The 20,986-nt window shown below is 62.4% G+C and carries 21 protein-coding genes and 1 pseudogene; 14 read left to right on the forward strand and 8 right to left on the reverse strand.

Annotation, left to right across the window (positions count from 1 at the left end):
- Window positions 1-24 precede the first annotated feature (24 nt).
- Both QQL85_RS21000 and QQL85_RS21005 read left to right on the forward strand, forming a co-directional pair.
- Window positions 25-906, forward strand: coding sequence for a hypothetical protein (locus QQL85_RS21000; RefSeq protein WP_284356166.1), 882 nt, complete (start codon window positions 25-27; stop codon window positions 904-906).
- A gap of 138 nt (window positions 907-1,044) precedes the next feature.
- Entirely contained in the window at window positions 1,045-1,716 is a 672-nt protein-coding gene (locus QQL85_RS21005) for a TetR/AcrR family transcriptional regulator (protein WP_284356165.1), read from the forward strand.
- A gap of 7 nt (window positions 1,717-1,723) precedes the next feature.
- Here QQL85_RS21005 and QQL85_RS21010 read toward each other — a convergent pair whose 3' ends face one another.
- Window positions 1,724-2,731: a GlxA family transcriptional regulator gene (locus tag QQL85_RS21010; RefSeq protein WP_284356164.1), complete on the reverse strand. Its 1,008-nt coding sequence runs from the start codon at window positions 2,729-2,731 to the stop codon at window positions 1,724-1,726.
- Window positions 2,732-2,945: 214 nt separating this feature from the next.
- Here QQL85_RS21010 and QQL85_RS21015 point away from each other — a divergent pair, with 214 nt between their 5' ends.
- Window positions 2,946-3,158, forward strand: coding sequence for a PLDc N-terminal domain-containing protein (locus tag QQL85_RS21015; protein ID WP_105947535.1), 213 nt, complete (start codon window positions 2,946-2,948; stop codon window positions 3,156-3,158).
- Window positions 3,159-3,202: 44 nt separating this feature from the next.
- Here the strand turns inward: QQL85_RS21015 and QQL85_RS21020 are convergent, their stop codons facing one another.
- A complete protein-coding gene (locus tag QQL85_RS21020; RefSeq protein WP_284356163.1) occupies window positions 3,203-3,529 on the reverse strand; it encodes a hypothetical protein in 327 nt (108 codons plus the stop codon).
- Between the two features lie 189 nt (window positions 3,530-3,718).
- On the opposite strand from QQL85_RS21020, the gene QQL85_RS21025 reads away from it, so the two are divergent.
- Window positions 3,719-4,129 (forward strand): RidA family protein, encoded by a 411-nt coding sequence (locus QQL85_RS21025; RefSeq protein ID WP_284356162.1) that lies wholly within the window; start codon window positions 3,719-3,721, stop codon window positions 4,127-4,129.
- A gap of 100 nt (window positions 4,130-4,229) precedes the next feature.
- Window positions 4,230-5,102, forward strand: a complete 873-nt coding sequence (locus QQL85_RS21030) for a DMT family transporter (RefSeq protein ID WP_284356161.1) — start codon at window positions 4,230-4,232, stop codon at window positions 5,100-5,102.
- Here QQL85_RS21030 and QQL85_RS26835 read toward each other — a convergent pair.
- A pseudogene (locus tag QQL85_RS26835) lies at window positions 5,099-5,251 on the reverse strand (TorF family putative porin); the annotation flags it as partial. The gene QQL85_RS21030 and the pseudogene QQL85_RS26835 sit on opposite strands and share 4 nt — an antisense overlap.
- A 49-nt stretch (window positions 5,252-5,300) precedes the next feature.
- On the reverse strand, window positions 5,301-5,552 hold the full coding sequence (locus tag QQL85_RS21035; protein WP_284356160.1) for a hypothetical protein: 252 nt from the start codon (window positions 5,550-5,552) through the stop codon (window positions 5,301-5,303).
- Window positions 5,553-5,672: 120 nt separating this feature from the next.
- Here QQL85_RS21035 and QQL85_RS21040 point away from each other — a divergent pair, with 120 nt between their 5' ends.
- The 3 genes from QQL85_RS21040 to QQL85_RS21050 all read left to right on the forward strand — a co-directional run bounded on the left by QQL85_RS21040 (window position 5,673) and on the right by QQL85_RS21050 (window position 8,751).
- Window positions 5,673-6,332 carry a hypothetical protein gene (locus tag QQL85_RS21040; RefSeq protein ID WP_284356159.1) on the forward strand — a complete coding sequence of 220 codons (660 nt, stop codon included), beginning with the start codon at window positions 5,673-5,675 and terminating at the stop codon, window positions 6,330-6,332.
- A gap of 149 nt (window positions 6,333-6,481) precedes the next feature.
- Window positions 6,482-7,861 (forward strand): DUF3300 domain-containing protein, encoded by a 1,380-nt coding sequence (locus QQL85_RS21045; RefSeq protein ID WP_284356158.1) that lies wholly within the window; start codon window positions 6,482-6,484, stop codon window positions 7,859-7,861.
- Window positions 7,858-8,751, forward strand: a complete 894-nt coding sequence (locus QQL85_RS21050; RefSeq protein WP_284356157.1) for a DUF2950 domain-containing protein — start codon at window positions 7,858-7,860, stop codon at window positions 8,749-8,751. Before QQL85_RS21045 ends, QQL85_RS21050 begins: the two co-directional genes overlap by 4 nt.
- A gap of 33 nt (window positions 8,752-8,784) precedes the next feature.
- On the opposite strand, the gene QQL85_RS21055 is transcribed toward QQL85_RS21050, so the two are convergent.
- The 4 genes from QQL85_RS21055 to QQL85_RS21070 all read right to left on the reverse strand — a co-directional run bounded on the left by QQL85_RS21055 (window position 8,785) and on the right by QQL85_RS21070 (window position 14,734).
- Window positions 8,785-9,741, reverse strand: a complete 957-nt coding sequence (locus QQL85_RS21055) for a helix-turn-helix domain-containing protein (RefSeq protein WP_284356156.1) — start codon at window positions 9,739-9,741, stop codon at window positions 8,785-8,787.
- Between the two features lie 148 nt (window positions 9,742-9,889).
- Window positions 9,890-11,974, reverse strand: a complete 2,085-nt coding sequence (gene capA / locus QQL85_RS21060) for a caprolactamase subunit alpha (RefSeq protein WP_284356155.1) — start codon at window positions 11,972-11,974, stop codon at window positions 9,890-9,892.
- Between the two features lie 13 nt (window positions 11,975-11,987).
- Entirely contained in the window at window positions 11,988-13,733 is a 1,746-nt protein-coding gene (gene capB, locus QQL85_RS21065) for a caprolactamase subunit beta (RefSeq protein ID WP_284356154.1), read from the reverse strand.
- Window positions 13,734-13,879: 146 nt separating this feature from the next.
- A complete protein-coding gene (locus QQL85_RS21070) occupies window positions 13,880-14,734 on the reverse strand; it encodes a LysR family transcriptional regulator (RefSeq protein ID WP_284356153.1) in 855 nt (284 codons plus the stop codon).
- A gap of 92 nt (window positions 14,735-14,826) precedes the next feature.
- Here QQL85_RS21070 and QQL85_RS21075 point away from each other — a divergent pair, with 92 nt between their 5' ends.
- From QQL85_RS21075 to QQL85_RS21100, 6 genes are all read left to right on the forward strand, one after another.
- On the forward strand, window positions 14,827-15,267 hold the full coding sequence (locus QQL85_RS21075) for a multidrug/biocide efflux PACE transporter (protein WP_110742349.1): 441 nt from the start codon (window positions 14,827-14,829) through the stop codon (window positions 15,265-15,267).
- Between the two features lie 187 nt (window positions 15,268-15,454).
- The gene (locus QQL85_RS21080; protein WP_284356152.1) at window positions 15,455-17,515 is read left to right on the forward strand and encodes a TonB-dependent receptor; all 2,061 of its coding nucleotides are present in this window, start codon (window positions 15,455-15,457) and stop codon (window positions 17,513-17,515) included.
- A gap of 117 nt (window positions 17,516-17,632) precedes the next feature.
- Window positions 17,633-18,397, forward strand: coding sequence for a COG4705 family protein (locus QQL85_RS21085; protein ID WP_284356151.1), 765 nt, complete (start codon window positions 17,633-17,635; stop codon window positions 18,395-18,397).
- Between the two features lie 18 nt (window positions 18,398-18,415).
- A complete protein-coding gene (locus QQL85_RS21090) occupies window positions 18,416-18,835 on the forward strand; it encodes a hypothetical protein (RefSeq protein ID WP_284356150.1) in 420 nt (139 codons plus the stop codon).
- 67 nt (window positions 18,836-18,902) lie between these two features.
- Window positions 18,903-19,568: a response regulator gene (locus QQL85_RS21095; protein WP_284356149.1), complete on the forward strand. Its 666-nt coding sequence runs from the start codon at window positions 18,903-18,905 to the stop codon at window positions 19,566-19,568.
- A complete protein-coding gene (locus tag QQL85_RS21100; RefSeq protein WP_284356148.1) occupies window positions 19,544-20,896 on the forward strand; it encodes a sensor histidine kinase in 1,353 nt (450 codons plus the stop codon). The genes QQL85_RS21095 and QQL85_RS21100 overlap by 25 nt, the downstream gene beginning before the upstream one ends.
- The last annotated feature ends 90 nt before the right edge of the window (window positions 20,897-20,986 follow it).

Consider the following 20,986-nt stretch of genomic DNA (forward strand, 5'->3'; position numbering starts at 1 on the left):
CCGGACATTCCCGAGGAGCCCTACATGCCGCACATCCTGCGCAAGCGCAGCACCCGCATCGCCCTGACTGCCACCACCGGCCTGCTTACCGCCACCTTGGGCTTTTTCGCCTGGCAGAGCTTCTACCCGGTTCAGGCTGCCTCAGGCTGGGATGTCGAGGTACTGCACCGCGATGTGACCAAAGCCGCCTCGCTGCTGCCGCAAGCCGATGGCAGCCTGCTGGTCAGCCGCGAGCTGGATGATGGCCGTGGCAGCATCCTCAAAATCACCGCGACTGGCGACCGGGTAGTGGTGATCGATAACCTGTCCAAGCCCGACGGCATGGTGGCGGCTCAAGGGGGTTGGGTGTTCAGTCAGGAAGGCGGCCAGGCACCTGTCAGCCTCGCCCGCGATGGTCAGGTGACCCACCTGTTCGACGGCGAAAGTGTGCAAGGCTTGTGGAATGACGGCGACCACCTGTATGCCATCGAAGACCGAAAGGGCAATGGCCGCTTGATGCGCTATGACTGGAGCAGCGGTCAGCTCACTGTGCTGCGCTCCGGCCTCACCGAAACCGAAGGGCTCACCCGTTGCGAAGGCCGTTTGCTCTACACCGAAAAGGCCAATGGCAAGGTCCGTGCCTTGTCCGACGATGGCAACGACCAGGTGGTGGTCGAAGGCCTGCGCAACCCGACGTTCCTGTACTGTGACTCGCGCGGTTTGTGGATCAGCGAAGACAACACCCACCGTGCGCGGCTGCTGCGCGTTGATGCTGACGGCGTTCAGCACACCGTGCTGACCTTCCTCAAAGCGCCGCAGTCGATCGTGGCGGATGGCAAAGGCGGTTACCTGCTGGCCGAAGGTGGGCGCAACCGCGTGCTGCACCTGACCCCGCCGCTGGAGCGCAATACTGCCCAACGGGAGTGATGCCAGCGGGTTGCAGTGAAAGACTTCAAGGCCAGCCACCCGTGAAGCTTTATGGCTACCCGACCAACAGCGCGCTTCCCTGCATGGCCGCGCTCACGGATAATCCCCCTCATTCCAATAAATAGCCTGTGAGTGGGTATGAGTGATTCCGTAGTTGGCCTCGGCCAGCCTGAAACCGAAGGGGTGCGCAGAACGCGCAAGAACAACCCCGAGAAAACGCGCGAGGACATCCTCCAGGCGGCCATCAACGAGTTCGTCCAGCAAGGGCTGGCCGGCGCTCGTGTCGACGCCATTGCCGAGCGCACTGCCACCTCCAAGCGCATGATCTACTACTACTTCGGCAGCAAGGAGCAGTTGTACTGCGAGTGCCTGATCAAGCTGTATGGCGATATCCGCAAGACCGAGCAAAGCCTTGACCTGGAGTCGCTGCCGGCCGAGCAGGCGATCCGTCGGCTGGTGGAGTTCACCTTCGATCACCACGACCGCAACGTCGATTTCGTGCGCATCATCTGCACTGAAAACATCCACTATGGCGAGTACGTCAAGCAGTCTCCGGCCATTCGCGAAATGAGCAGCCTGGTGCTCGAAGCCTTGGGCAACACCCTGCGCCGTGGTGTGCAGGAAGGGGTTTTCCGTGGCGGTATCGAAGTGATCGACCTGCACATGCTGATGAGCGCGTTCTGCTTCTACCGGGTGTCGAACCGCCATACCTTTGGCGAAATCTTCCAGATCGACCTGTCTGATGACGAGATCAAGCTGCGCCACAAAGCCATGATCTGCGACGCCGTGCTGCGTTATATACGCGCCTGAGCGGCGCTTACTCGCCGAGCCGCTGCTCCCGCGATGGCGGGTAGCCGAAGTACGCCGCATAGCACTTGCTGAAGTGCGACACCGAAACAAACCCGCAGGCCACTGCCACTTCCATGACCGACAGGTCGGAGTACTGCAGCAGACGGCGGCTTTTGGTGATGCGCAGCTCCATGTAGTAGCGGCGCGGCGACGTGCCCAGCTGGGCCTGGAACAGCCGGTCGATCTGCCGCCGCGAGCGCCCGCTGTAGGCGGCCAGTTGGTCGAGGCTGAGGGTTTCCTCCAGGTTGTTTTCCATCAGTTCGACGATGGTGCGCAGGTGCAGGCTCATGGATTTTTTCGCCCCCGGCCCGACCTGACGGTAGCGCGCTCCGGAGAATGACAGGATTTCCTCCACGCCTTCTGCCAGGCCATCACCATACAGCCGGCGCACCAGGCCCAGCATCAGCTCCATGGCACCATTGGGGCTGGCGGCGCTGAGGCGGTCGCGGTCGAGGGTAAAGCTGGCCGGGGTGATGCGGGTTTGCGGGCTGCGCTCGGACAGGCTGGCGCGCTGCTCGGGGTGGATGCTGCAACCGTAGTCGTCCAGCACCCCAGCGCGGCCAAGGAACCAGGCGCCGTTCCACAGGCCGCCCAAAGCCATGCCGTGGGCGGCGCTGTCGCCCAGCAGGCGGTCGAGCTCCGGGTACTTCAGTGGCGTGCGCAGGCCGCCGCAGATCACCAGCAAGTCCAGCTCCTTCAGCGCCTCGGCGGACAGCTCGGTGGCTACCAGCTCCAGTCCCAGGTCGCTGAGTACCCGGTCTCCGTCCAGTGACAATGGGGTGAACTGGAAGCTGTCGGCCCGCAGCAGGTTGGCGGTGACCAGCACATCCATCGCGACGGTAAAGCTGGCCATCGAGAAATGTTCGAGCAGGACGAAGTCGACCCTGTACGGGGCCTGAGCATTGGCGCTGGTGGATTTCAGCCGCAGCATGTTGCTGGTACTGGTCTTCTTGCTGAACTGACGTGGCGTGGGCACTCTGGTCTCCGCTTCCTGGCTGGCCCGCAGAGTGTGGCGGCTGGCCGGGGGAAAGACAATCTCCCGGGTGGGCGTGTCGTATTTCAGGTCGTGTTCAGGCAATCGCTTGCGGTGAAGGTTGCGAAGCGCCGACCTTCACGGCGGTGTCAAATCAATCTGAACCCTCGGCGCTTGCTGAAACCCAACCCATTACATGCCAAATGGGAGAGCGCTCATGGAAATCGGAACGATCTGGATCATCATCGCAGCCTTCGTCATCCTGCTGGAGGTGTGGGCCATCTGGCACATCATCGGCAGTGACCGGCGCGCTGAACGCAAGATGCTGTGGGTCGTCTTCGTGGTGTACGCGCCATTTCCCGGGTTGCTGTTCTGGGCATGGCGCGGGCCGCGGGCGGTGAAGGGCAGGGCGGTACTGCAGGAAAAATGACGGTGTCCGGCATCAGGCGCGGGGGCGCCTGATGCCTGCGAGGCTCACTTGGGCAGGATGTCGAAGCGTATGGCGGGGCCCAGCCCATCCACCATCAGGCAGCCATAGAACTTCACGGTAGACAGCACACGCAGTTCCTCGAGCCCTTTATGAATATGCTCATGAATCAGCTTTTTAGCTTCACGCTTGCGGTCTGCGAGGGTGGAGCCCTTGAGTGCGACCATCCCGAGCAAGGTGGTCTCAATGTGCTCAACGGTGTCCAGGCCGAGCTTTTCGCGTAGGTGCAGGCGCGCTTGCGCGGCATCGGCTTCATCGCGGGCGGGGTTGTGCGGTTTGATGGTATAGGCCAGCTGGAAATCAAAATTACTCATGCGCTTTTCCTTGTTGGGTACAGGCCTCCATGCCGGGGCTAGCAATCTAGCGCGAGACGACTGCCGCGCAAACAGACGCGTGGTTCACATCAGTTCGCCTTCTGTGCGAAACGTCCTACGCTGTGCTTGACCTCGAGTTAACTTAAGGTCCGATACTCCGCCACTCTTTCATCCGATCGAGGGCATGCCGTGACCCATCCAACCGTGTTCCAGTTGAGCAACCCTGAGGGCCTTTACGATCCCAGTGGCAATGCCTATTCCCACGTCGCCGAGGTACGCGCCGGCAGCCGACTGTTGTTCATCGCCGGCCAGGGCGGAGAGGGCAGCGATGGCCAGCTGTCGCCCCTGTTTGCCGAACAGGCCCGCCAGGCGCTGGCCAACCTGGAGCTGGCGTTGGTGTCGAAAGGCGCCAGCCTGGCCCAGGTGTTCAAGCTGACCCTGCTGATTGTGGAACATTCCGAAGCGCGCCTGCGCCAATGGGTAGCGGAGGCGGACAGCGCATGGGGCCCCCACATGAAACCGACCTGCACCCTGATCCCGGTGCCCCGGCTGGCGCTGGACGGCATGCTGGTGGAAATCGAGGCTGTGGCAGCGCTGTAGCGCTGGGTCAAGCGGCGCTGGCGCCGTGGAAACACTTTGTTGTATATCGGTACAAGCAGGGCCGCTATAACGACAATGAACCCTCAAAGGTGACCACACCATGAGCACCGGCACCACCGCGCTTACCGACCGCAGGGCTAAAGCCTGGCTCTGGCCTGCACTTTTCAGCCTGGTGGCCTTCGCCGCCAATTCGGTGTTCTGCCGGCTGGCGCTGAAGGATGGGGCGATCGACCCGGCGTCTTTCACCGTTGTGCGTCTGGCCAGTGGTGCATTGTTCCTGCTGCTGCTCATCCGCCTGCGCAAACCGGCGTTGGCCATGGGCGGTAGCTGGCGTGGCGGCCTGGCCCTGTTCCTGTACGCGTTCCTGTTCTCTGCCGCCTACCTGCAACTGGGGGCAGGAGCCGGTGCGCTGCTGCTGTTCGGCGCTGTGCAAATCACCATGTTCGGCTTTGCCTGGTACAAGGGCGAACACATCACGGCGCGTATGCTGCTGGGCATGCTGATCGCGTTTGCTGGCCTGCTGGTGCTGCTGTTACCCGGCGCCGCTGCGCCGCCGTTGGCCAGTGCCTTGCTGATGGCATTGTCCGGCGTGGCCTGGGGTGTTTACACACTGCTGGGCAAAGGCTCCCCCAGGCCGTTGGCCGATACCGCCGGCAATTTTACCCGCAGCCTGCCTTGCCTGGTGCTGCTGTTACCGATGCTATTGCTGGGGGCCGGCCCGCACCTCACCTCGCTCGGCTTGTTGTATGCATTGGGCTCCGGTGTGCTGGCTTCTGGCGCCGGCTACGCCGTGTGGTATGGCGTGGTCAGGCAGGTCAGTGCGCAACAGGCCGCGACCCTGCAACTCAGTGTGCCGGTGATTGCCGCGCTGGGTGGCGTTGTCCTGATTGGCGAGCCTTTGTCATTGCGCTTGCTGACCGCGTGTGCGGTGGTGCTGGGCGGTATCGCCCTGGCGCTTGCACCGCGCCGTTAGAAGAAACGGCGCTGCGCTTTGAGCGTGACCACGCTGTCGCAATAGGTGTTGATGCCCGAATACGCATCGCAACCGCCGCCACTGAGGTTGGAGTTGCGGTAGATCAGGTTCAGGTCGATGCCAAGTCAGGGCCGCGACAGCTCCAGCGATATTCGGCTGACTATAATGGATCAACCCCACCTCGTATGCCTGCGCCACTCAGCTTTTGGTCGAACGGTCTGCATCGGCGGCTTCGGTTACCACTGGCAGGTTGCCGGCACGCTGGATCACCCGCCGTTGCTGCTCGTAGTCGTCCAGGGAAAGGCCCCGGCGCTGCAACGACTCCAGCTGCAGTTGGCGAGTTTCCTCGGCAGTATACGGGCGCAATTCAGGGTGGGTGGCACAGCCGCTGATGACAGCGATGGATAAAACGGCAAAGGTGGCGGTCAGCAGGCGGGCCAGGGTGTTCATTGGGGTAGCTCCAGGGGCCAGGGTCGTGGGCGGCGAGTCGATGGAGCAAGGTTATTCGGCCACGGCGCCGGGTAGAAATTGCCATTCTCGATAGTGACTATCGACGGAGGGGAGAGCGTGATGGGGCGAGATGAACAACCGCGTAAATGGGGCGTTCTGGAGCCGATCGACCGCATTACTGAAGTCATCTTCGGCTTGTTGATGGCCATGACCTTCATTGGCTCGCTGAGTGTGGCCACGGCAGGGCGCGAAGATGCGCGGCTGATGCTGGTTGCCGCGTTCGGCTGCAACCTGGCCTGGGGCCTGGCCGATGCGGTCATCTACCTGTTACGCACCTGGACCGAGCGCACCCGCAGCCGTACCTTGCTGGCCCGCCTGCAGGCTGCGCAAAGCAGCCAGGGGCGCAGGTTGATTGACGATGCGCTGCCCGAACGCGTCAGCCTGGCACTGGATGAAGATGGGCTCGAGATGCTGCGTGCGCGTATGCTGCGCGATGTCGCCCGTCCGATGCCGCCACGCCTGGGCCTGGATGATGTCAAAGCCGCCTTGGCCACGTTCCTGTTGGTGGTGCTGGCGACGTTCCCGATGGTCATCCCGTTCTTGCTGATCGACACCACCGCCACAGCGATCCGTGTGTCGCACCTTGTCGCCCTGGCCATGCTTTACCTGGCGGGCTGGCTGCTGGCACGCTACTCGGGTGGCCGCACCCAGTTGACGGGTGTGGTACTGGCGGGCGTCGGGGCGTTGTTGATCCTGGCGATCATTGCTTTGGGGGGGTGAGCAGCCCGTCACAGCCCTGGAGGGGCCATAGCGCCAGAAGTAGCAGTTCATCCTCCCTTGGAGCGCGAAAAGTTTGCGCCCCACTTCTGGTCAAAAGCATCGTCATTGCTACCCTTAACCCACGCGATCTGACCTCATGGGGAAAAGCGATGCGTATGCCATTGTTTGCTTTCCTGTCGGCGCTTCTGTGCCTGCACGCGGCATCCGGCCCGGCGCTGGCGCAAGACGTGCCCGCGCCCGACCCAGCCCCGCAAGCCGACACGGTCGCGGCCAAGGACTCAGTGTTCACCCAGGAGCAACTGGACCAGATGCTGGCACCGGTTGCCTTGTATCCCGATGCGCTGCTCGCCCAGGTACTGATGGCGGCCACCTACCCGGGGCAGGTGAGTGAAGCGGTGACCTGGTCCAAGGCCAACCCCAAAGCCTCGGGTGACGACGCGGTCAAACAAGTGGCGAAGCAGCCCTGGGACCCGAGTGTGCAAGCGCTGGTGGCTTTCCCGCAGTTGCTGGCGACCCTGGGCCAGGACGCGGTGTGGGTGCAGCGCCTGGGTGACGCCTTCCTGGCGCAGCCCGACGATGTCATGAGCGCTGTGCAGCGCCTGCGCCACCAGGCGCAGGCTGCCGGCAACCTGCAAAGCAACCAGTACCAGAACGTGACCGTGCAGGCCGCCCCGGCGACACCGGCTGCCAGCAGTCCGCCGTCCACTATCATCATCCAGCCGGCCGACCCGCAGGTGGTGTATGTGCCCAGCTACAACCCGACCACTGTCTATGGCACCTGGGCCTACCCGGCCTCGCCGCCTGTTTACTACCCACCGCCACCCATGTACTACCCCGGTTCCGCGCTGGTGGCCGGCCTGGCTTTCGGGACCGGCGTGGCGATTGTGGCCTCGCTATGGGGTGACTGTGACTGGGGCAACAATGACATCGATATCGACGTCAACCGTTACAACAACATCAACGCCAACAACCGCATCACCAACAACCAGAACAAATGGCAGCACAACGCGGCCAACCGCGATGGCGTCCCTTACCGTGATGCCCGCAGCCGCCAGCAGTATGGTCGTCAGTTGGACGGTGCCAGCCAGCGCACAGCCTTCCGTGGCGACGACGTACAGCGCGCCCAGGCACGGGACAAGGCCAGGGCTTCGATGGACCGGGCCGGTATCGAACGGCCTGCCACCAGCAATCGCCAGGCGCGTCAGCAAATGCGCGAGGCGCAGACGGGCAACGCAGTGGGTAACCGTATGCAATCGCGTGCCGACAACCCGAGGGTCGCCGACCGCCGGCAGGAGCCCCGAACAGCCCAAGCCCGACAAGTGGCCCAGAACCGGCCCTCCAATACCGCCGGCCGGGCGCGTAACAATGCGTTCGATGGCGTGCGCTCGCCTTCGCGTACCAACATGCAGGCTAACCGTGGTCGCACGAGCCAGTCCTTCGCTCAGCGCCCGAACACCTCACGTGCCGCTGGACACCAGATCTCCCGGCCCAGTGCGCCCATGCGTCGCGGCGGAGGTGGCCGTCGATGAACCGTCCAGCTTTTGCAGGGTTGCTGTTTATTGCAAGCTTGGCCTGGTCCTGCTTGGCGGCTGCTCAAGAAACCTTTCCGACGCCGGAGAAGGCTGTGGAGTCCTTCGTTGCGGCGCTGGGCGCGGAAAAGGCTGATGAAGCCCGACTGGCCCAGTTGCTGGGTGATGATTGGCGCACCTACATACCGCGTGGTGGTGTACAGCGCAGTGACGTGGACACCTTCCTGGAGCAGTATCGTGCGCAGCACAGTATCGACATGGCAGGCGAGAGCAAGGCCATCCTGGCGGTGGGCAGTGATCACTGGACCTTGCCCATTCCGCTGACCAAAAGCAGCCAGGGCTGGAGGTTTGACCTCAAGGCCGGCAGCGCCGAAATCCGTGCCCGGCGCATCGGTCGCAACGAACTGGGGGTATTGCAGTCGCTGCTGGCCTATCACGACGCGCAAATGGACTACGCCACTCAGGACCACAACGGTAATGGTGCGCTGGAATACGCACAGAAGATTTTCAGCGAGCCCGGCAAGCATGACGGGCTGTACTGGGAGGATGATGGCGACGACGAGGTAAGCCCGCTGGGCCCACTGTTCGGCCAGGATGTGGTTGGCGATGCCTGGTATGGCTACCATTTCCGCATCCTCGACGCACAAGGCCCCTCCGCCCCTGGTGGTGCTTACAGCTACCTGATCGGCAACCAGATGAGCCGCGGTTTTGCCATGGTCGCGTGGCCGGCCAAGTACGACGACACCGGGGTGATGAGCTTCATGATCAGCCATGACGGCCAGGTGTTCGAGAAAGACCTCGGGCCACATGGGGACAGGCTGGCCAAGGAGATGAAGCGCTTTGACCCGGATGACAGCTGGAAGGTGGTGGACGTGGCGGCCGGAGACTGATCCCAGTCGCGCAGTGACTGCCGCTCACACCGTTCAGTGCGTACACGCAGCCCTGACCTCCCGCGCGGTACACCCATATTTTTGGCGAAACGCACGGGTGAACTGCGCTTGGTCGGCAAAGCCCCAGCGGAACGCCAGTTCGCCAATGGCCAGGTGGCAATGCGGGTCGCGCAGTTGCCGGTACACGGCCTCCAGGCGCTGCAGGCGTACCCACTCGCCAAGGGTATAGGGCGTGATCGCGAACAGCTTGTGCAGGTAACGCAACGACAGCCCGCAGGCGCTGGCGATGGTTTGTGGTGTGAGTTCGGGGTCCCCCAGGTGTTGCAGCACATGCTGCTCGACCCGCGTCAGGTGCAGGGCGCTGAGGTTACTGCCTTCGCTGCCGAGGACGCGTTCGTCCTGTTGCAGGGCCAGCAGCAGGGTGGCCGAGGCCTGTTCCAGCAGTAAATGCCGGGCAGCCGCAGGGCTGGCATCGAAATGGCGGGCGCACAGGTCCAGCTGCTCGACGAAGATACGCCCCAGGCCCTGGCTGGCATCGAAGCAATGCCGGGTGTAGCGTCTGTGCCCCAGCAGGTTGGCCTTGAGTGCCCGCTCGGGCAGTTTGAGCACCCACAGGTCGTTCTGTGCGCCGTAATGGAAGCGGTAGGGTGCGTCGCCGCGCTCGACGATGAATCCGCCCGGGCTGCAGCTGAGCGGGTGGCCGTCCTGTTCGAAGTGCACTTCGCAGCTGCGCGGTACGGTCACCAGATAGAACGCTTCATGGTCCTGGCCAATATGGGCCTTGCTGCGTGAATAGCCCAGCTTGCTGGAGCGCAGACGTGACAGGCTGAGCGGTGTGCTGGGCGTGCTCCAGCGTTGCAGGTGGCCATCGAACGGCTGCTCGGCGGCAAACGCCAGGCTCAACGGGAAATAAGTGTCACTGATGGCTTCGGCCCAGCGCGCCTGGCGCTCCGGCTGCGCCCAGCCGTGGGTCGAGAGTTCTGTGGGCATGGTGGGTCCTTTTTCAAAGAGGGCAGCATTGAAAAAAGGAACTGCAGGCAAGCTACTCAAGCAGCTCTTGTTATTGTGCAAACCGCCCGGCAGCGCGAGGCTGCCAGGCGGCTTTCAGGCCCATGATCGGCGCATGCCGACCGTTTGATCAAGCCCCGCGTGTCACCAGGTAAGTGGCCGAAGGCTCCAGGCGCGCCAGCCAGCCAGGTGGCAGGACGATGTTGGTGGTGTCTTCCTCGATCACGCAGGGGCCCTGCACGGTCTGCCCCGGCAGCAGGCGGTTGCCGTTGAACACTGCCGTGGGCTGCCATTCACCGTCGGCACTGAACAGCATCGGGCGGACGCTTTCCGGGATAGCTGCCGGTGGCTCGGCCGGGCCCTGTAGCTCAGGCTGCGGTGGGCGCGGCAGGTGGCCGATCACCGAGCACTCCAGGTTTACCAGTTCCACCGGGCTGTCGGGCTCGCTGTACGAGTACAGGGTCTGGTGGCGGCTGTGGAAGCGGCTGATCAGCGCGGCCAGGCCCGCGTCATCCAGGGCATGCTGCACCAGCTCCACGCTGCATTCATGGATCTGCCCCAGGTAGCGCATTTCCAGGGTGTAGTGGCAGCTGCTGGCCTGGTCGCCAAAGCCGTCTTCGCGCAGGTTGGCCAAGCCTTGCTGGCGCAATTCGGCGAGGGCCTGGTTGAGCTGTGCCAGGTTTACATGCCCGGCGTCCAGGCGCATCGACAGGCTGGTGAGCTGGTCGTAACGCACGTCGGACAGGATCTGGCCGAATGCACACAAGCCCGATGCCACCTTGGGGATCAACACGGTCTGCATGCCGATTTCCTCGGCCAGGCGCACCACATGCATGCCCGCCGCACCGCCTGCGCCGATCAGGGCGAAGTCGCGTGGGTCGTGGCCGCGTTCGATGGACACGCGGCGAATGCCGTTGACCATGTTCAGGTTGACCAATGTGGTGATGCCGAATGCGGCACGCTCCACACTGATGCCCAGTGGCTCGGCGATTTTGCTGCGAATGGCATCCAGTGCTGCCTGGCGGTTCAGGCGAATGCTGCCGCCCAGCAATGCACCATCCGGAAGGTAGCCCAGCGCCAGGTTGGCGTCGGTTACCGTGGGCTCGGTACCACCTTTGCCATAGCACACCGGCCCCGGCATGGCGCCGGCACTGCGCGGGCCGACCTGCAGCATGCCGAACTCGTCCAGGTGGGCGATGGAGCCGCCGCCAGCACCTAGCGTTTCCACCTGGATCATCGGCACGCCGATGCGCTGACGCAGGAAGTCCACGTCCTTGCTGAAGTTGGTGCGCCCGGCGTTGGTCAGGGTGATGTCGAACGACGTGCCGCCCATGTCCACGGTAATGACGTTGTCGATACCGAACGGCCGCGCCACCGCCAGCCCCGCCTGTGGCGCCGAGGCGGGGCCGGAGTTGATGGCATTGACCGCGCGCTCACGCATCAGGTGCCCTGGCGCCAGGCCACCGTTGGACTGGAAGTAGCGCACAGGCTGCTGTGCGCCAAGCTCGTGGAACAGGCTGTCGATGCGCGCCACATAGCGCGCCATCACCGGGCTGAGGTAGGCGTTGACCACCGTGGTGGAGGTGCGGGTGTACTCGCGAATCTGCGGGAACACCTCGCAGCCCGTGCAGACGAACACCCCGGGCAGGGCTGCCCGCACCAGCTCGGCGGCACGCTGCTCGTGGCTGGGGTTGCGCACCGACCACAGGAAGGAAATGGCCACGGCCTCTACGCCTTCGGCACGGAAGTAGTCGATGGCGGCGTGGATGGCGCGTTCGTCCAGCGGGCTGTGCTCTCGGCCATCGCCGAGGATACGGCCACCGATCGGGCGGCGCAGGTGGCGTGGGGCAAGCATGTGTGCCGGCGGGTAATGGGCGTCGTAGCGGTGGCCCTCTTCCTTGTGCCCCAGGCGGATTTCCAGGCTGTCCTCATGGCCTTCGGTGCAGAGCAGGCCAACCTTGACCCCGGTGCGCTCGATCAGCGCGTTGAGGGCCACGGTAGTGCCGTTGATGCACAGGTCACAGTGGGCGATCAGCTCGGCCGGGCTGCGGCCGGTGGCGTCAGCGATCTGCGCCAGGCCGGCACGAATGGCCAGGGTGCCGTCCTGCGGTGTGGACGGGGCCTTGAACAGCTGCACGCCGCCGTCGCGGTCGGCCAGGATGAAATCAGTGAAGGTGCCGCCGGCGTCGATGCCCAGGCGATATTGGTTGCGCATGATGGGTCTCCGGTCAGTGCGGGGCGCGGGCAAGGCGGGTTGCGGGTTCATCCAGCTGGCCGTCGGGATCGACGACCACGCCGTACTCCAGGGCGGCGCCCTGGGGCGAGACCAGGCCGTTGCGCAGGTCTTGCAGTACGGCGGCAATGGGGCGGCGCAGCGGGTCGCCATAACCACCGCCACCCGGGTTGATGTTGATGATGCGTTCGCCGGGCTGCAGGGTGAGCATCGGGTTTTGCGTGTAGTGGTCTTCGCTGCCATCGGCGTGGCGGTGGATCAACCGGCCCAGTTTGGGCGCCAGCAGGGCATTGCGTGCCCCGGCGGCACCGGCGGTGGGCAGTTGCCGGCCTTCGCCGAAGCCGACCACGGTCATGGCGTGGTCCAGCGGCTCGATCTCCAGCCGGGTGCCCGAACCACCGCGAAATTCGCCAGCGCCGCCACTGTCGGCCATCAGGCTGTAACGGTGGATGAGCACCGGGTAGGCATGTTCGAGCAGCTCGATGTCGCCGCTCATCAGCGCGCCGAAACAGCACAGCGGGCCGCAGGCGTGCCAGCCATCCATCACCTTGTTGGCACCGGCACCGGCAATGATCGAGGCCAGCACCATGGTCACATACTCGCTGTTGCCATTGCGCGGGTCGTGGCCGGCGATGTTGATGCCGCTGGTATGCCCCCAGGAGGCCGTTACCCGTTGTGGCGAGGCTTGCTCCAGCGCAGTACGCACGGCATCGGCCAAGGTTTCCATCGGCGTGGTGGTGCAGTTGACGTGAGGTGCCGGTTCTTCGGCGTTGCACAGGGTACCCTTGGGCCCGACATCGACCGTGACGCAGCGGTAAAGGCCTTCGTTGTAGGGCGGCGCTACCTGGGCGAACATCATCAGCCCCAGGTACACGCCCGACACCGAGTTGCCCTCGTAGGAGTTGATGAAGTAGGGCACTTGTGGCGGGCTTTCGATGCGCACATGGGCCTGGTCACCGCGAATCTGCACATGGGCGGTGATGGCCAGCTCGCCCAGGCCATGGCCGGCATCTTCGAGCACGGCGGTGCCGCTGTAGTCACCGTCCGGCACGTCGCGCAACAGTGCGCGCATGTGCCGGTCGGCCATGTTCTTCAGCTCGGCGATGCAGGCACGCACCTGGGCCACGCCGTACTTGTCGAGCAGCTCCAGCAAGTGCCGCTCGCCCACTTTGCAGGCGCCGTACTGGGCATTGAGGTCGCCTTCCTGGTAGGGGCGTGCGCGCATGTTGGTGAGCATGAAGTTGATCACGTCTTCGCGGCGTTTGCCTTTTTCCCACAGCTTGACGGGTGGAATACGCAGGCCCTCGGCGTAGATCTCCTTGGCATCGGGGTTGTAGCCGGCCGGCACCGGGCCGCCGATGTCGGTCAGGTGGCCCTTGCACACGGTCCAGAACACCAGCTCACCTTGGTAGTACACCGGTTTGTACATGCAGCAGTCGAGAATATGGCTGCCCTTGTAGGCCGGGTCGTTGTGGTAGATCACATCGCCCTCGGCGATGTCGTCGCCAAAGAATTCGGCCACGCACTTCATGGCCGGAATCAGCGAGCCTAGGTGAATGGGGATGTCCTGGCCCTGCAGGATCATTTCCGGCAGGTGGTCGAACAGCGAGTTGGAATAGTCATGGGCCAGGTTGAACACACTGGACCGGCCGGTCTTTTCCAGGGTCAGGGTCATTTCGCGTTGCGCTGTTTCCAGCGCACCCCGGACAACCGCAAGGGTGATCGGATCTACTGTCTGCATAGGTCACCAACGTTTGTTCTTGTGCTTTGGGTGCGTGCCGCAGCGGGGCGGCGCGTGGTGACAGGCTACGCGGGAGGGTGGGAGGAAGGCTTGTCGTTGGGTGTACTGGATCTTGCGTTTTGGTGCACAAGGGGTGCGAAGGAGGGCTACCGCCCCAGCATCTGCCGTACCAGCCATTGCCCCGCCGGCCCCAACGCCCGTCGGCTCGACCAGGCCACATCCATATCGACACGGCGCGGGTAACCCGCTAGCTGCAACTCCACCAACTCAGTGCCAAACCGTGCCACCAGCGCCCTCGGCAGCTCGGCCCAGCCAAACCCGCGCACGGCGAACTCCAGCAGGGTCAGGTAATCGGGTGCGGACCAAGCCTGGCCGCGGCCATGGTGCAGGCTGGGGGCATAGGTCTTGATGTACAGCTGCCGCGCGTTTTCCAGGTGTTTCGTTTGCACCCTCTCAAGGCCCGCCAGTGGGTGCCCGCTGGCCACATACACGCCGAACTCTGCCTGCTCGGGCAAGCGGGCCACGGCAACGTCGGCGGGGTAGCTGGGCTGCGTGGCAAGAATGCCGACATGGGCCATACCCTGCTGGATCATGTCGATCACATCAGCGTCCTCCGCCGGGCCGCAGCGCAGTTCGGTGTGCGGGTACTGCTGGGCGAAGCGGGCCATTACCGCGCCCTGAAAGGTGACGCTGTAGCTGTCCGACATCACCACCGACACCAGTGGCTCCACGTTTTCCGCCAGCCGCACCGCCAAGGCATCGAGCTGTGCGCTGGCATCAAGAATGGCCTCCACATGGCTCAGCACCTGTCGGCCTGCCTCATTCAGCGTGGGGTGGCGGCCACCCCGGTCGAACAGTGGGCAGCCGATATCAGCCTCGAAATTGGCAATGGCAATGCTGACGGTGGACTGGCTTTTGCGCAATTTGCGCGCCGCTGCGGAAAACGAACCCAGCGACGCGGCTTCGACAAAGGCAACCAGAGCTTCGGGTGAGTAGCGCATAGTATTGATAAAACCGATGGTAGCTATGTCGCGAGTATCAGTTTTACCAAAGAAAATAGAAAGCACGACTCACGCAATGGATGGATTTTGCAATGAAAAACGTGTCTTTCACCGAACGCCTGGTTCACGCCGTTGGCTACGAAGTGTTCGCGGTGTTGTTGTGCGCGCCGCTGTTGTCCTGGGTAATGGGTAAATCGCTGGCGACGGCGGGGGCCTTGGCGGTCACCCTGTCGGTAATCGCCATGCTGTGGAACATGGTTTACAACGCGCTGGTCGATCGCTGGGTGCAGACCGAGCGTATCCACTGGAAGGCCAGTGCGCGTTTTGTGCACGGTTTGGGCTTTGAGGCAGGGCTGGTGGTGTGGTGCTTGCCGGTGGCGGCGTGGATGCTGGATATCTCGCTGTTGCAGGCGTTCATGGTGGAGCTGGGCTTCTTCGTGATCATCCTGCCCTACACCGTGCTGTACAACTGGGCGTTCGACAAAGCCCGGCACCTGGTGATGCAGCGCCGCAGTGCCGCATTGTCTAGGTGAGCACGAACCTCGCGCATTCATTACCTGTTTTTTCGCGCTTGAGTGGTATCACGCCTGATGTTAATGAGAGGCTCTATCATTCGTATTTATTTGTTATTTTTTTTGCATTAGACTCCCGCCGAATTGCAGAAATGCAGCGTTCAGAACGCAAGAAAAACCATAAAAATCTGTCGCAAGGGAGCTGGGCGTGGAATTCAAGAAAAATGCAATCGCGTGGGCGGTAGGTTCGGCGGTCTGCTTATCTAACAGCGCATGGGCAGACGACTCGACCGGCGCCGTGGAGTTGACACCGATCACGGTCACGGGGGAAAAAATAAACCGTACCCTGGAGCAGACACAGTCCAGCGTGGTTGTGGTGACCGAGCAGCAACTGCGTGAGAAGGCCGACCAAGACCTGGCCGATGTATTCGCCCGCACACCGGGGGTGTACACGCAGGCCGGTAACGAAAACTGGGGGATTCGTGGGGTGCCGGTTTCAGGCTTCGACGACCAGGGGCCGGCCACGCTCAATGGCGCGGTATCCGTATTCGTAGACGGTGCCGTGCAGCCGAACCGTGCATTGACGTTCACCCCGACGCACATCTGGGACGCCGAGCAGGTGGAGGTGTTCCTCGGCCCGCAATCGACCACCCAAGGCCGCAACTCATTGGCCGGTGCGGTGGTCATCCAGACCCGCAACCCGACCTTCACGCCAAGCTTCTCGGCGCAAACCAGTGTCGGCAACTACGGCGAACGTGGTGCCGCTGTGGCCGGTGGCGGGGCGATCGTCGATGGCAAGATCGCTGGGCGTATCGCCCTGGATTACACCGAAGGCGATGGCTATATCGACAACGTCGCGCGCAATGACGATGCCAACCCCAACCGTTCGACCAACGGTCGCGGCAAGGTGCTGATCCTGCCCAATGAAGACCTGGAAGTGCTGCTGACCTATGCACACAACGAACATCGTCAGGGCGACAATTCGGTGGTGCGCGAGAACGACCGGGTGCGTTATTACAAGATGTCGTCCAACACCCAGGCGTTCGACGACCTCAAGCAGGACACCGTAAGCGCGAAGGTCGATTATCGCCTGGATGACAACTGGTCGCTGACCAGCCTGACGGCCAATACAAGCTCTGATTACAGTGCGCGGTTGGACTTCGATCAGACGGCTATCGATAACCAGGTCATTCTGCGCAAGCAGGACGGAGATTTATTCAGTCAGGAACTGCGGCTGAACTACGCGTCGGAGACCGTGAAGAGCTTCGTCGGGGCCTATTACGGCCACAACACCAACAACTTCCATGATCGCTTGTTGTTCGACGACGAACTGTTCGGTACCGCCAAAGGCGACACCAAAATCGAGAACAAGGCCGTATTCGGCGAGATCAACTGGACGTTCGTCCCGCGCTGGACGCTGATTACAGGGCTGCGCTACGACCACGAAACCAATGACACCGACATCGACCAGGACGACTTCTCCAGCACTGGCAAGGTGAGCAAGTCGTTCGATGCCGTGCTTCCCAAACTCGGTATCGACTATGAGCTGGCCGCAGACCAGTACATGGGCTTGATGGTACAGAAGGGCTACCGCGGCGGTGGCGTGAACGTGCGGGCCGGTGGCGGCCACGAGGCTTACGACCCGGAATACACCACCAACTACGAGCTGTCTTACCGTGGCGCGTTCCTCGACAAGAGCCTGCGAGCACGGGCCAACCTGTATTACACCGACTGGAAGGACCAGCAGGTCAGTGTGCTTGACCCGGATACCCAGTTCGCCCACATCTTCAATGCCGGGAGCAGCGATATCAAAGGCCTGGAGGTCTTTGTCGAAAAGGATTTCAGCGAACAGCTGACCCTGAACCTGGGGGCTGCCGTGACAGCAGGCAAGTACAAGGACTTCGTCACCGGCGATGGTCGTGACATGAGCGGTGAAGACTTCCTCTATTCGCCCAAATACAAGGTGTCGTTGGGCGGCACCTACCGCTGGAACGACCGCCTGAGCTTGAACACCGATGTCGTCTACCAGAGCACCGCGCCTTCGGAGTATGAGTTCGATGCTGCTGGCCACGTCCTTGACGAGCGCCGTAGCGACAACTACTGGTTGGTCAACTTCAACACCGAGTACAAGGTCACTCGCAACATTTCGGTGTCTGGTTTCGTGAAGAATGCCTTCGATAAGGAATACATCACCAACAACCGTAGCGGCGACATTCTCGACGTCGGTGCGCCTCGCACTGTCGGCCTGGCCCTGCGTTACGACCTGTAAGGCTCTGGGCGCGAGGCAACACGCGCTCGCGCCCCGTTTGCAACGCTCAGGCTCATCTAAGTATTCATCCGTAACCTCCCGCTCAGCCCCCTGACGGGACCTGAGGAGTTACGCCCGATGAATCTTTCAAGCAAAGGTTGGCTCAACAAAGTACCAGAAGTGACGCTGTCCTTCTGGGTGATCAAAATCATGTCCACCACGGTCGGCGAGACCTTCGCCGACTTCCTTGCCGTCGACATCGGTTGGGGGCTGGTCATCACCAGTGCGGTAATGGCCGTGCTGCTAGCGGGTGCGCTGGCCTTGCAGGTGCGCAAACGCACATGTGAGCCCTGGATCTACTGGCTTTGCGTGGTGCTGGTGAGCATCCTGGGTACCCAGATTACCGACATCCTGACGGACGAACTGGACGTCAGCCTTTACGCCAGCACGGCTGTTTTCTCGGTGCTGCTGGCGGCCAATTTTGCGGTCTGGTACGCGGTGGAACGCAACCTTTCCATACGCGAAATCGTGACGCCCAGGCGCGAGTTTTTCTATTGGAGCACTGTGCTTTGTACCTTCGCACTGGGCACTGCAGGCGGTGATCTCGCAACCGAGGCGCTTGGGCTTGGTTTTGATATCGGCACGGTGATCTTTGCAGCGCTCATTGCTGTGTGCCTGGTCGTCTGGCGCCTGGGGGGCAACACGGTCCTGGTTTTCTGGGTGGCCTACATTCTGACGCGGCCGTTAGGGGCCTCCTTGGGCGACTTGCTGACTCAGTCCCATGATTATGGTGGGCTCGGTATGGGTGCTACCTGGACCAGTGCGATTTTCCTTTGTGTCATCTTCATCCTGGTCGCTGCTGCCCAGTTCAGTGCCGAACAGTCCAAGCGACTCGCCCGTTGATAATTGAGGTCGTTACCCATGATTTCGAACCGTTTTAGCAAAACCATGGCGGCTATCGCCTGTGCGGCGGGTGTCCTGCTGGCCCAAGGGTGTTCCAAGCCAGATGAAGCGCAACGCGTAGCCTCAGGCGTTCACGCGCCGACCCGGTTGGGTGACCTGAGCGCATTCCGGGCCATTGCCGAGGATGTGGCGGCCAAGGTCGACGCACAGGACCTGCCAGCGGCCAAGGCACGTATCAAGGACCTGGAAAAAAGCTGGGATGACGCCGAAGCCGGCATCAAACCACGCGCCGCAAGCGACTGGCATGTTCTGGACAAAGCGATTGATCGGGCGTTGGACGCACTGCGCGCCGGCCAACCCCAACAAAGCGACTGCAAGGCTGCCATGGACACCCTCATGAAAGCATTCGACAGCTTGCAAGGGCAGCGACAAGGCTGAAGCACGCAGGTGGCAATGGCCTTGCACTTGGCTATTGTTCCCTCACATGCTCACATCGGGGAAGCCAATGCGCGTTTTACTGGTCGAGGATGACGCCATGATCGCCCAGGCACTGCAGGACGCGCTGGCGGCGGCGGGTTATGCCGTGGATTGGGTGGCGGACGGGCTGGCGGCCGAAGCGGCCTTGCGCACGCAGCCCTATGACCAAGTGCTGCTCGACCTGGGGTTGCCTGGGCAAGATGGCCTGCAATTGCTGCAACGTCTGCGGGCCGCCGACAACCCAGTGCCGCTGCTGATCATTACCGCACGCTCGGGGCTGGATGACCGCGTGCGTGGGTTGGATGGCGGGGCGGATGACTTTCTGCAAAAACCTTTCGAAATGGCAGAGCTGCTTGCCAGGATGCGCGCCGTGATGCGCCGTAAAGGAGGCCGTGCGGCGCCACAGCTGGGTAACGGCACACTCAGCCTGGATCCGGTCAGCAAATGCGCTCGCGTCCTGGATGAGCAGCCGGTCCAGCTCTCCAACCGCGAATTTGCCTTGCTCCAGGCCTTGCTGATTCGCCCAGGGGCGATTTTGTCGCGTGGCGAGCTTGAAGACCGGCTGTACGGCTGGGGGAACGAGGTGGAAAGCAATGCCGTGGAGTTCATCATCCATGCATTGCGACGCAAACTGGGCAAGGATGTGATCAGTAATATCAGGGGGCTGGGATGGAGGGTTTCAAAAGACGGCTGAGTCAGTCCCTGCAACTGCGCCTGTCGGTGGCGTTGTCGGTTGCGATTCTGCTGGTGGCGACGTTGAGTGGGGCATTCAGCTACTTCTCGGCCTACGATGAGGCGCTGGAACTGCAGGACAACAGCCTGCGCCAGGTTGCTGCCTTGTATATGCGTCAAGGCCTGGCATTTCATTACCCGGCCAGCCTGCAGCCTGCGGCGGGCGACGATGAAGAAACCCGTATTGTCATCCAGTATCTGTCCGATGGCCTCGCGGTCAGCCATGTGGATGACAGCCAGCTGCCTTTGCCCTTGCCGGGCGCTGTGGCCGACGGCTTGTCTACTGTCACCGTAGGCAATGAGCCCTTTCGCGTATTGGTGAGTAAAGATCAGTCCGGTAAGCGCTTTGCCGTGGCGCAGGAAATTGACAGCCGCAACCGCGATGCCCGCGAGAGCGCGTGGCGCGCATTGTTGCCATTTGCCATGCTGTTCCCCATCTTGCTGCTCGTGGTGTCCAACTTGATTCGCGAGCTGTTCAGGCCTGTCGGGGCATTGGCGACAATGCTGGATACCCGGGATGAGCAGGATTTACGCCCCATCGATGAGCGTATGCTGGCCAACGAGATACGCCCATTCGTACAGGCGATAAACCGGCTGCTGGCGCGGGTGGCGCGAACCCTTGAAAGCCAGAAGCGTTTTGTCGCCGATGCGGCCCACGAACTGCGTACCCCCCTTACTGCGCTCTCGCTTCAGGCCGAAGGCCTTGAGCCCGAAACGCTGTCACCGCGCGCCCAGGCACAAGTGGCCCAACTGCGCCTGGGCATCGGCAGGAGCCGCAAGCTCATCGAACAACTGTTGGCGCTGGCAAGTGCTCAGCTTGGCGATATGCCGCCAGGGGCTGTGTCAGTGCATGAAGCCTGCCGGCTGGTGCTGGAGGACCTGCTGCCATTGGCCGAACAGAAACAGATCGACATCGGCCTGGAAGGTGAAGATGTCTACTTGCCCATGCGAGAAATTGAATTGAGGGCCGTCATCAAGAACCTGGTTGAGAATGCCATTCGCCATACCCCAGTAGCAGGCCATGTAGATCTGCATGTGGAGCAGGGCGCTGGCCAGGTGATGCTGTGTGTGCGTGACGATGGGCCAGGCATTGCCCCAGCAGAGTGGGGGCGCGTCTTCGACCCCTTCTATCGCGGCGTTGATACCACCGAGGAGGGTGCTGGCCTGGGGCTGTCAATTGTGCAAACCATCGTGCAACGCTCCGGAGGGGAAGTGAAGGTGGGGTACACCGATGAAGCCAGCCGCAAGGGCTGGCGCGTTTGTTTACATTGGGCATGCAATAGTAACTGACACTGTCGGTTGTAGGCCCTCCCAATCGCTGGAAAGCTGCTAGATTAAGGTTCTTAGCCAGGGAAGGGTCAGCACAAGGAGTGCCTGCTC

The sequence above is a fragment of the Pseudomonas putida genome (genome assembly GCF_030159595.1).
Taxonomy (GTDB): Bacteria; Pseudomonadota; Gammaproteobacteria; order Pseudomonadales; family Pseudomonadaceae; genus Aquipseudomonas; species Aquipseudomonas putida_AC.

Bases quoted from the DNA above. Each gene is read 5' to 3' on its own strand.
- QQL85_RS21000 (WP_284356166.1), top strand. From the start codon at position 25: ATGCCGCACATCCTGCGCAAGCGCAGCACCCGCATCGCCCTGACTGCC.
- QQL85_RS21005 (WP_284356165.1), top strand. From the start codon at position 1,045: ATGAGTGATTCCGTAGTTGGCCTCGGCCAGCCTGAAACCGAAGGGGTG.
- QQL85_RS21015 (WP_105947535.1), top strand. From the start codon at position 2,946: ATGGAAATCGGAACGATCTGGATCATCATCGCAGCCTTCGTCATCCTG.
- QQL85_RS21020 (WP_284356163.1), bottom strand. From the start codon at position 3,529: ATGAGTAATTTTGATTTCCAGCTGGCCTATACCATCAAACCGCACAAC.
- QQL85_RS21030 (WP_284356161.1), top strand. From the start codon at position 4,230: ATGAGCACCGGCACCACCGCGCTTACCGACCGCAGGGCTAAAGCCTGG.
- QQL85_RS21035 (WP_284356160.1), bottom strand. From the start codon at position 5,552: ATGAACACCCTGGCCCGCCTGCTGACCGCCACCTTTGCCGTTTTATCC.
- QQL85_RS21040 (WP_284356159.1), top strand. From the start codon at position 5,673: ATGGGGCGAGATGAACAACCGCGTAAATGGGGCGTTCTGGAGCCGATC.
- QQL85_RS21045 (WP_284356158.1), top strand. From the start codon at position 6,482: ATGCGTATGCCATTGTTTGCTTTCCTGTCGGCGCTTCTGTGCCTGCAC.
- QQL85_RS21050 (WP_284356157.1), top strand. From the start codon at position 7,858: ATGAACCGTCCAGCTTTTGCAGGGTTGCTGTTTATTGCAAGCTTGGCC.
- QQL85_RS21055 (WP_284356156.1), bottom strand. From the start codon at position 9,741: ATGCCCACAGAACTCTCGACCCACGGCTGGGCGCAGCCGGAGCGCCAG.
- capA (WP_284356155.1), bottom strand. From the start codon at position 11,974: ATGCGCAACCAATATCGCCTGGGCATCGACGCCGGCGGCACCTTCACT.
- capB (WP_284356154.1), bottom strand. From the start codon at position 13,733: ATGCAGACAGTAGATCCGATCACCCTTGCGGTTGTCCGGGGTGCGCTG.
- QQL85_RS21070 (WP_284356153.1), bottom strand. From the start codon at position 14,734: ATGCGCTACTCACCCGAAGCTCTGGTTGCCTTTGTCGAAGCCGCGTCG.
- QQL85_RS21075 (WP_110742349.1), top strand. From the start codon at position 14,827: ATGAAAAACGTGTCTTTCACCGAACGCCTGGTTCACGCCGTTGGCTAC.
- QQL85_RS21085 (WP_284356151.1), top strand. From the start codon at position 17,633: ATGAATCTTTCAAGCAAAGGTTGGCTCAACAAAGTACCAGAAGTGACG.
- QQL85_RS21090 (WP_284356150.1), top strand. From the start codon at position 18,416: ATGATTTCGAACCGTTTTAGCAAAACCATGGCGGCTATCGCCTGTGCG.
- QQL85_RS21095 (WP_284356149.1), top strand. From the start codon at position 18,903: ATGCGCGTTTTACTGGTCGAGGATGACGCCATGATCGCCCAGGCACTG.
- QQL85_RS21100 (WP_284356148.1), top strand. From the start codon at position 19,544: ATGGAGGGTTTCAAAAGACGGCTGAGTCAGTCCCTGCAACTGCGCCTG.